The sequence below is a fragment of the Methanobrevibacter sp. genome, assembly GCF_045126245.1.
Taxonomy (GTDB): Archaea; Methanobacteriota; Methanobacteria; order Methanobacteriales; family Methanobacteriaceae; genus Methanocatella.
Window position 1 is genome coordinate 1 of the sequence record NZ_JBGVOG010000074.1, and the last position, 9,314, is coordinate 9,314.

Consider the following 9,314-nt stretch of genomic DNA (forward strand, 5'->3'; position numbering starts at 1 on the left):
TATCAAATATATTTCTGTATTTCTATATAATATATCAATTAATATTAGTGGTATTAATACTGATATCTGTATTAACCTATTAATTGGAATATTACTACATTAACTATTTTTACTATTTCTACATATTTCTGTATAATGACTATTTACATATTATAGGCGGAAATACTATTCCGACTATTGTAATATTACACTAACGCAAATTGCACTAAAAATAAGAATTATTCTGCCTTATTTATCAATATAACAAATAATCAGTGATTATTTTAATGAAAACTATATGATTATAACCAATTGATTATAACGGGGATATTAAATCAATTTATGTGAGAATTGAAAGCAATATGAAGTTTAAATTAATAAATTTTATTAAATTTTATAAAAATTATTAAATTTATTATTTTTTGGATCTACACAGAATTTACAAAATGTCTGTATTTTGATAGCTGCATGCATATGGGCCAGTTTAAGTTTGTAGGTTTTGTAAAAAACTTGAAATTTAATAAAAAAATTAAGGCAAAATTCTTATATTTTAGCAAAAAGACTAAATATTATCCATGCAAAATGAGGTTTTGGAAATGCAATTCAATATAGTCAATGAATTAAACGGAAAATTCGATCCAATAGTGCTTATTAAAACTGACGAAAAACCGACTGATGCTGTCATACCTAAACCCGGCAAAGGAGGATGCGTAATGGCATTTGTCTCACAGACCATTGCCAAAAGAAAGATCACCGCTTTCGGCCGTGAAAACATTACCTGCGGAGGCATTGCAACCGGAATGGGATGGGGAGATGGATTCAATACTCCTCAAGATATGGAATTTCAGGCTACATTTCTATCTTTAGGCCAGGATTCCGCAAAGGATAAGGATGAATATCTCAAAAAATTGGAAAACAAGCCAAAAAATGTGGCTGACATGTTCAGGGAAGGTGAAAGAATCTATTGTGACTTCGATACAGCTTTACAGCACATCAAAAACAGGCCAATATATGACGATAAGCAGTATGTCGTATTCAAGCCGATTGAAAAATTATGTGAAGATGAAATTCCAGATTCCGTTATATTTACATTGAATCCTATGGAACTTTCAGCAGTCCTGCAGTTGAACGGTTCTTTTAGAAGTGAAAATGCAACTGTCATAACACCACAGGCATCAGCATGCCAGGCAATAGGATCATTTACGTTCCAACAGGCTGAAGCAGACATTCCCTCACCGGTACTGAGTCCCCTTGATTTTGCTGCAAGGCGACACATGAAACACTTCATTCCAAACGATTACTTATGTTTATCAATGCCGTGGGAACTGTTTTTAAAGCTTGATGATTTAAGCAAAAAAAGCGTTTTCCAGACTGATTTCTGGAAAGAATTCGGCAATGGAAAATAAATTAAAAAATAAAAAAAATTGATTAGCGGTTAAACTAATCAATTCGGCCTTTTGGTGTTGAACTCATCTTTGGATTTGATTCCAATCAGGGAAGCGAATATTGCTATCAGGCATGCAACGGTACATATTCCGCAGATTATCTGTGATGACTGTACAATCATGTTCGCATATTGCGGAGCCAGTTTAAGGCTTCCCATAATCCATGCAAATATCAATGTCAAAAGACCCAGGCTCATTGTTTGACCGATTGTTCTCATTGTAGCCTGTGAAGCTGATGCGGTCGGAGCGTCCTTTGGAGGAACAGAACTCATGATTGCGTTCATGTTAGGGCTTGAGAAGAGTCCCATTCCGATACCCTGCAGGATCATCGCAATGACTACAAGATACAGTGGTGTGTCCCCGTTGAGGAATGTCAATATGATAAGGGCAACCGAAGCAATCCCCATTCCCAAAGCTGCCAGCTTTTGAGGATGTATCCTGTCTGAAAGCTTTCCTGCATTAGGAGCCATTATCGCCATGATGATTGGGGTAATTATCAGTATTAGTCCTGCCATCTGGGCATCCCAACCCCTTACATACTGGAAATGATAGTTCAGGATGGTTGTAACTACCATAATGGCAATGTAGCTGCATAATGCTGCTATATTGGATGATGTGAACTTCTTGTTTTTAAATAGGTTAACATTGAATACAGGTGATTTCTGCCTTAATTCGAATGCTCCAAATCCGACAAGCAGAACCAATCCGAGTATTGTTAAAATCAGGCCTGTGGTTGTTGTCAATGTTGTAAAACCATAGATAAATGCTAAAATGCCCATAGCATAAATTATTGATCCTACCTTATCAATCTTGTCTTTTTCATATGTCTTCCATTCTCCTGTAATTTTAAATGACAACAGGACAATGCATAGTACTAAAAATGGAATTACGCTGTAAAATATTGATCTCCAGCCGAAGTTATGAACCAAAAATCCGCAAATCACCGGTGAGAGTGATGTTGCAAGATAAACCCCTGTCACTGTAAATCCAAGAGCCTTTCCCCTGTTTTGAGGTTTTACCGCATGAACCACCATCGCCATTGCGGAAACATTCAGAAATGCCATTCCCACTCCCTGTATAATCCTGAATACTAAAAATGATTCGGTTGAAAATGAGAGGCATGCCCCAATTGAACCTATTAAAAATACGAGAACTCCAGCCAATAAGGATTTCTTAACTCCGAATTTTCCTGAAATCTGTCCTGCCGGAACCGTAAATACCGCAACGGTCAAAAATAATATTGTCGGCACCCAATTCTGGATAACGTTGTTCATTGCAAAGTCCTGTGCAATTGCAGGAACTCCAATAATAATACCATTTGATAAAAACACCGCAAAAAATGAAGTGATGAACGATACTATCACTACATATGTCTCTAATTCTAATTTCATTTATATCCCTCTTTTAAAAATTAAACGAATCCTTTGATTTTATGCCCACTAAGGAGGCAAAGACTGCAACTATACAAATTGCTGTACATATTATGCTTACCAGTTGTGAAGATTGAACTATCATGGCAGAATACTGTGATGAAAGCTTCAGGCTTCCCATAATCCATGCAAATACCAGTGTCAAAAGACCTAGGCTCATGGTCTGGCCTATGGTTCTCATTGCAGACTGAGCCGCTGATGCGTTAGGAGTCTCGTTAGGCGGAACTGAGCTCATTATCGCATTGGTATTAGGGGTTGTAAAGAGTCCCATTCCGATACCCTGAAGAATCATCGCAATGACAATCAGATATAAAGGCATATCCGCATCCAAAAATATCAGTATAACAAGGGTCACCGTAGCGATTCCCATACCTATTGCAGCCAGTTTCTGAGGATGTATCCTGTCTGAAAGCTTTCCCGCATTAGGAGCCATTATTGCCATGATTATCGGAGTGACTATAAGTATCAGTCCGGACATCTGAGCATTCCATCCTCTCACATACTGGAAATGATAGTTCAGAATGGTTGTAATTGCCGCAATTGCAAGATAGCTGCACAGTGCCGCAATGTTGGATGAGGTAAACTTCATGTTCCCAAACAGCCTCATGTTGAATGCAGGGCTATCGACCTTAAGCTCGTAGTATCCAAAAGCAATCAGGAGAATAATTCCTATTATGATGCATATTACCCCATATGTTTTCATTAAGTTTGTAAAGCCGTAAATGAAAGCCAGAATTCCGATGCCGTATAGGGCATAGCCTACAGCGTCGATTTTATTTCCTTCATAAGTCTTCCATTCTCCAGGTATCTTTAAAATCATCAGTATCAGACAGAGAACCAAAAATGGGAATACAAAGTAAAACATTGACCTCCAGCCGAAGTTATGAACCAGAAATCCGCAGAATACCGGTGAAAGGGATCCTGCCAGATAAACTCCGGTTACTGTAAAGCCCAGTGATTTTCCCCTGTTTTGAGGTTTTACTGCCTGAACTACCATAGCCATTGATGATACGTTTGAAAATCCAATGCCTATGCCCTGAAGCGCTCTAAAAATCAGAAACATTTCCTTTGAAATAGAAAGACATGCACCAACTGATGCCAGAAGGAATATTGCCATTCCAACAATCAGTGATTTTTTAACTCCGTACTTTCCTGAAATCTGTCCTGCAGGAAGCGTAAATACCGCCACGGCAAGAAGGGCTATTGTCGTAATCCAGTTTTGCAAAACATTGTTCATGCCGAATTCCGAAGCGATGGACGGAACTCCCAAAACTATTCCCGCTGAGAGAAACACTCCGAAGAATGCTGTTATGAATGCCACAAACACCACATAAGTTTCCGAATCGAACTTCATCTTCATCCCACCAGCTCCATGCCTTTGATGGCAATTTCCTTAATCCTTTTCCTCAATTCTATATCTTCATCTGTTATTCCAACTTTCTTTTCCCAATCCTTTGAAATCTGCCTTATTTTCGGTACTATCTCATCTCCCTTCTGTGTTGTATTCAACATGTATTTGCGTCTGTTGTCGGGATTGACATCCCTTTTGATGTATCCCTGATCTTCGAGCTTTTTAAGTGATTTTGCTATACTGGCCTTGCTCTGACCTGAAATGTTTACAAGATTGTCCTGTGAGATGTTTGGATTGTCATATATCATCATTATAAAACGCATCTCATGGCCTAAATTAAGTTCATCAATCTTTGAATTCAGGTATCTCATCTGATTTTTGCTTAGATTATGAATCCATGCGATGAACGGAGAGGAATCATAAATTCCTTCATAACTTTCACCATCCATAATATCACCTGATTATCATTATGTATTAATTCGGATATAAATGTTTCGAAGTGAACAGTTAATATTGAAACAATAATATCTATAAATAATTTAACCAACAATATAAAAGTGATGTCATTAACTATAATATCCGTTTTTTTGATAGCCGTTGCGCTTGCCATGGATGCCTTCAGCGTATCCCTGACAAAGGGTTTTACACAAAAAAATCTGAATAAATCACAAATTTTATATTACGGACTGTTTTTCGGATTTTTTCAGTTCATGATGCCTGTTTTGGGATACTTCTGCATAAGCAGCATCTCAAGCATCATTGAATCATTTGCATCAGTGATAGGTTTCGTCCTGCTTTTGGCTATAGGGCTTAACATGATTCGTGAGAGTCTCTCAGGCGGTGATGAGGAGATAACGGATAACTTTTCATTCAAGGAAGTGACATTGCTTGCAATAGCTACAAGCATCGATGCGTTTGCGGTGGGAATAACCTTTGCGGTTTTAAATAATCCGTTCCTTGCACCGTCAATCATAATAGGTGTTGTTGCATTTGCATTCAGCATTGCAGGAATATATATAGGCCGCAGGCTAGGCGACTATTTCGGTGACAAGTTCCAGATACTCGGAGGCGTCATACTTATTTTAATTGGAATCAAAATCCTTTTAGGATTTTAATAAAAAAAGAAAAAAGGATTTAAAAATTAAAGAAGTCGCGGCTCCAGCTAATGTTACGTTTGACTTTCTGGATTTGATCATCATAAGTTTTTGATTCTGTGTATTCCTTTTCGACAATTTTCTCTTTTTCTGAAGATTTAACTGAAGTGATCAATTTAGATAGAAGGTCAATATCATCTTCTGTAGGTGCGTTAAGTTCAATATCCTCCTTGATTTTAAAGAGCATATCAATTGCTTCACCGACACTGATATTGTTGGCTTCCAGGGTTTCTACTTTTTCAAGCTGTTCTTCTGTCAATTCAATTGTTTTTTCAACCATAGTGTTACCTCGATATGTAATTAATTAATATTTTGTCTTTAATAGTTTTAATAATTTGCCTTGTTAAATGTCATGCTCTTGGTTGTATGAGCGGAACTTTTCAATGAAATTGTCAAGTTCCTCCTTGATTTGCATAAGGGGTACAATGGGTTTGTAGTTAAGCAAAGTGTTTAATGCAATCAAAAGAGGAATGGCTTCACCTACATGTATATTTTCAAATTTCAAATCCTGATAGGTTATATTGAAGTTATTTCCTGAAGTTTCATCGATTCTCAGACCCGGCGCTATAAAGCTGATTTGCTCCTTTTCAATCAGCTCCTCAAGGTCCTTGGTTCCCTCAAGAATATCCTCGAACTCGACTTTATCCTTGCTTAGAATAGGGGTTATGAAATCGAATTCGATGTCATAGTCATATTTTGAATAGTGATGGCGGAAGTAATTGTCAACCATAAGGTAATTGATATACAGCTCATGGTTTTGTATTGAATATTTTTTGCGGTTTAAGATGAATTCCATGATTAATTGTTTAAGTCACATCTTATAAAAATGCTTTTAAAAAATAATGCAAATAGTCCGGATGGACTGTTTTAATCAGTTTTTGGCGCATATTTCCTGATTGATATCTGCTTGAATTTGTATGTAAAGAAATGTGCCCACAGAAATCCTATTGTTCCTCCGACAAAACATCCGAATACCACACCGGCATATATTCCTGTAACTCCCCATCCGAAAATGAAGCAGAAAATGTATGCAAATACGCTTTCAAGAATCAGTGATCTGAGAAGTGTAATCAGAAGGGAATATACTCCTTTTCCGACACCCTGAAACATCATGGATGACATCATACCGTGGGGAATTGCCAGTACAAATAGGCTCAATACTGATATTGCAGAGGCAATCTGCGGAGACAGGCTTGCGCTTGCCTGGGTATATGAAAACATGTTTGCAATAGGCGCTGAAAATGCGAACATTATAACGCCCAATATGATTGAGATGGCAAAGCCCAATTTGATTGAATAGATGTGGGCTGTCTTGAGGTTGACATAATTGTGGGCCCCATATGCGACGCCCGCAACGGTCAGCACGGCTGTTCCAATACCTATCAATGGAATCATTGAAAGCTGAACTATTCTCATTGATGCAGTATATACAGCCACTGCAGTTGTTCCGGCGGCAATTACGAGCATGCTGTTTATGATGATTGCAAGAGCTGAAAATATGATGTTTTCCAGGGTTGAAGGAATGGCAACCTGAAGCGTGTCAAGCATAAGCTGTGTTGAGTAGTTGAAGTTTTTTGGAGACAGGTCAAGATATAGGTCCTTTTTTCCCCATATCCAGTAGCTCATTACAATGCAAGAAAGTGACGCTGATATTATTGTAGCCCATGCGGCGCCTGCGATTCCAAAATCAAGGATGTAAATGAATATAGGGTCTAGAATGATGTTCATGATTGCGGTAACTGCAATTGCTATTGTAGCGCGCCTCATGTCACCTTCAGACCGGAATATCGCTGATGCCACACCTGAAAATACGAATATGAAGAGAAATCCGAATATTATGTAGCTGTAATCCATAGCATATCCTATTGTGCTTCCGGCTCCCATGAACTCAAGAATAGGAACCATGAAACCTTCAATCAGTATGGTAAATATTATGGAAACGACAATTGAAAGGACAATGGCGTGAAGTCCTGCGTTATTTGCCTGGGAGTAATTCTTTGCTCCGATGTTTCTTGCAATGAGTGAGTTGGCTCCTGCACCTATTCCGTTTCCGAGCCCCACCAATACCATAAACAGCGGTGTGATGAAACCTATTGCAGCAAGGGCATCTGCACCAAGCCCTGCAACCCAGATACTGTCTGCAAGATTGTAAAGCATTATCAGAAGCATGGAAATCATCATTGGAATTGCCAGCTTTACTATTGCCTTTTTCGGATCTCCTGTAATCATTTCTATATTTTTACTTTTCTCGCCGCTCATCTTTCCTCTTCCTGATTAAGTTCTATTGTTCTGATGGCTATTTGCTTCAATACATTCTGCAGTGTGTGCCTTTCAATCATGTCACATCCCTTAAAGACTTCCTGTTCCCAATCATTGAATATTTCAACGCTTGAATTTAGGGTTTCACGGCCCTTTTGTGTAAGGGAAATCTTGTTCTGTCGTCTGTTTTCACAGTCAATCTCCCTTACGATAAGCCCCTTTTCTTCAAGTTTCTTGATTGACCTTGCAACGGCACCCTTGTTGATGTTGCATCTTGATGCAATATTTTCCTGATTTATGCTGCTCTGGTGGGATATCTCAAAAAGCAGGTGGAGCTGTGTTGCATTGATATCCAAATCCTTAAGGTTGTGGTTGAGATATATGCTGTGGCCCCTTGCAATGATTGAAATCAGCTTTCCTACCGGAAGCGCCTTTGCATCCATTTGTTTAAATTCATCCAGGCTCATGCTAACACTATTTTAAAAATTCAGCCAATTTTTCTTCATAGAGGTCCTTTTTAACTTCCTTTGTTGTTAAGGCAAGTGTTGCTGCAGGCTTTATGGAAACGTATTTTTCCATCTGTTCCAAAGTGGAATCAAGCCCTGATCCTCCTGCTGTTGCAAAAAATTTTACATTTGAGAATTTGCCTTCATTGAGTTTGATATATGAAATTAAGGGGGTTGAAGCCTTGCTTGCCCATACAGGTGTTCCGAGATATACCATGTCATAATCCTGAGGGTCATGTTTCAATGGTTCAATGTCTATGATCTTTTCTGTGATTGCATCCTTTCCGCCACGGGCATAGCCAATCTTTCCCTGATAGTTCACTTTAGGTACAATCTCTTCAATATCACCGTTAACTTTGCCTGCAATATCTTCCGCAAGCTTTTTTGTAATGTTTGTTCTTGAATAAAATGCGATTAATGATTTCATTATTATAGTTATAATGTCATTGTATATAAATGTTGCACTGACAACTATTGCAGTGGCAACAGTCAACCGCAAATCTCAAAAATATTTATTTGATTAGGATAAATATTATTATTATGAACAAATTGAAAATCGCCGATGCAATATCCACAATCACAAACCCTCCGATTATCACAATACCGCTGTTTTTGATAATATGTTATGTGCTTTCCTTTGAAAACGGAGTCTTTGATTTGGATAAATTCATTGTGCTCGAGCTGATTTCACTTGTATTTTCATCAATATTGCCTATGGCGATAATACTGTACTGGGCTAAAAAGCTCAATACCGACAAGGACATTTCAAACAGAAGTGACCGTTCCACACCGCTGATTGTTGGAGTCATATCATATCTCATAGGCTTTTTCATTTCACTGTTTTTGAATGCCGATTACTTCCTGACTCTTCTTTTGCTTTGCTATGCGGTAAACACATTCATCGTAATGCTGATTACAACCAGATGGAAAATAAGCGTCCACACAACAGGAGTAAGCGGACCTATAGGTGCCCTGATATTGCTGTTGGGTCCAATCGGAGCTGCATTCGCTATTCTATATCCAATCGTAATCTGGTCAAGGGTTACTTTAGAAAAGCATACATTGGCTCAGGCAATATGCGGAGCGGTTCAGGGATTTTTCCTTACAGTCATTGAGATGTATCTGTATATGTATCTTTTCAGCATGCCGATAGAGGGCCTTGTAAGCCTTGAAATGTCAATACTTTATAT

General features: G+C 38.3%; 11 protein-coding genes. 3 read left to right on the forward strand and 8 right to left on the reverse strand.

The features are described 5' to 3' along the window. Positions 1–554: 554 nt before the first annotated feature. Positions 555–1,385, forward strand: a complete 831-nt coding sequence (locus ACJMLZ_RS05700) for a DUF169 domain-containing protein (RefSeq protein ID WP_405304415.1) — start codon at positions 555–557, stop codon at positions 1,383–1,385. Between the two features lie 38 nt (positions 1,386–1,423). Here the strand turns inward: ACJMLZ_RS05700 and ACJMLZ_RS05705 are convergent, their stop codons facing one another. From ACJMLZ_RS05705 to ACJMLZ_RS05715, 3 genes are read right to left on the reverse strand one after another with little or no spacing between them, the layout of a single operon-like run. Beyond that, on the reverse strand, positions 1,424–2,815 hold the full coding sequence (locus tag ACJMLZ_RS05705; RefSeq protein ID WP_405304417.1) for an MFS transporter: 1,392 nt from the start codon (positions 2,813–2,815) through the stop codon (positions 1,424–1,426). 13 nt (positions 2,816–2,828) lie between these two features. Continuing rightward, the gene (locus tag ACJMLZ_RS05710; RefSeq protein WP_405304419.1) at positions 2,829–4,208 is read right to left on the reverse strand and encodes an MFS transporter; all 1,380 of its coding nucleotides are present in this window, start codon (positions 4,206–4,208) and stop codon (positions 2,829–2,831) included. A 2-nt stretch (positions 4,209–4,210) separates the two neighbouring features. Continuing rightward, entirely contained in the window at positions 4,211–4,654 is a 444-nt protein-coding gene (locus ACJMLZ_RS05715) for a MarR family winged helix-turn-helix transcriptional regulator (protein WP_405304421.1), read from the reverse strand. A 111-nt stretch (positions 4,655–4,765) separates the two neighbouring features. Between ACJMLZ_RS05715 and ACJMLZ_RS05720 the strand changes: the two genes are divergently transcribed. Then, positions 4,766–5,320, forward strand: coding sequence for a manganese efflux pump MntP family protein (locus ACJMLZ_RS05720; protein ID WP_405304435.1), 555 nt, complete (start codon positions 4,766–4,768; stop codon positions 5,318–5,320). Positions 5,321–5,339: 19 nt separating this feature from the next. Here the strand turns inward: ACJMLZ_RS05720 and ACJMLZ_RS05725 are convergent, their stop codons facing one another. The 5 genes from ACJMLZ_RS05725 to ACJMLZ_RS05745 all read right to left on the reverse strand — a co-directional run bounded on the left by ACJMLZ_RS05725 (position 5,340) and on the right by ACJMLZ_RS05745 (position 8,617). Beyond that, entirely contained in the window at positions 5,340–5,639 is a 300-nt protein-coding gene (locus ACJMLZ_RS05725; RefSeq protein WP_405304423.1) for a hypothetical protein, read from the reverse strand. A 63-nt stretch (positions 5,640–5,702) separates the two neighbouring features. Then, positions 5,703–6,155 (reverse strand): hypothetical protein, encoded by a 453-nt coding sequence (locus ACJMLZ_RS05730; protein WP_405304425.1) that lies wholly within the window; start codon positions 6,153–6,155, stop codon positions 5,703–5,705. A gap of 71 nt (positions 6,156–6,226) precedes the next feature. Continuing rightward, complete coding sequence (locus ACJMLZ_RS05735) at positions 6,227–7,618, reverse strand: MATE family efflux transporter (protein ID WP_405304427.1); 1,392 nt, start codon at positions 7,616–7,618, stop codon at positions 6,227–6,229. Beyond that, the gene (locus ACJMLZ_RS05740) at positions 7,615–8,085 is read right to left on the reverse strand and encodes a MarR family winged helix-turn-helix transcriptional regulator (protein ID WP_405304429.1); all 471 of its coding nucleotides are present in this window, start codon (positions 8,083–8,085) and stop codon (positions 7,615–7,617) included. The genes ACJMLZ_RS05735 and ACJMLZ_RS05740 overlap by 4 nt, the downstream gene beginning before the upstream one ends. Positions 8,086–8,092: 7 nt before the next feature. Beyond that, positions 8,093–8,617 carry a flavodoxin gene (locus ACJMLZ_RS05745; protein ID WP_405304431.1) on the reverse strand — a complete coding sequence of 175 codons (525 nt, stop codon included), beginning with the start codon at positions 8,615–8,617 and terminating at the stop codon, positions 8,093–8,095. 47 nt (positions 8,618–8,664) lie between these two features. Here ACJMLZ_RS05745 and ACJMLZ_RS05750 point away from each other — a divergent pair. After that, a partial coding sequence (locus ACJMLZ_RS05750) for a hypothetical protein (RefSeq protein ID WP_405304433.1) occupies positions 8,665–9,314 on the forward strand: 650 nt, incomplete at its 3' end.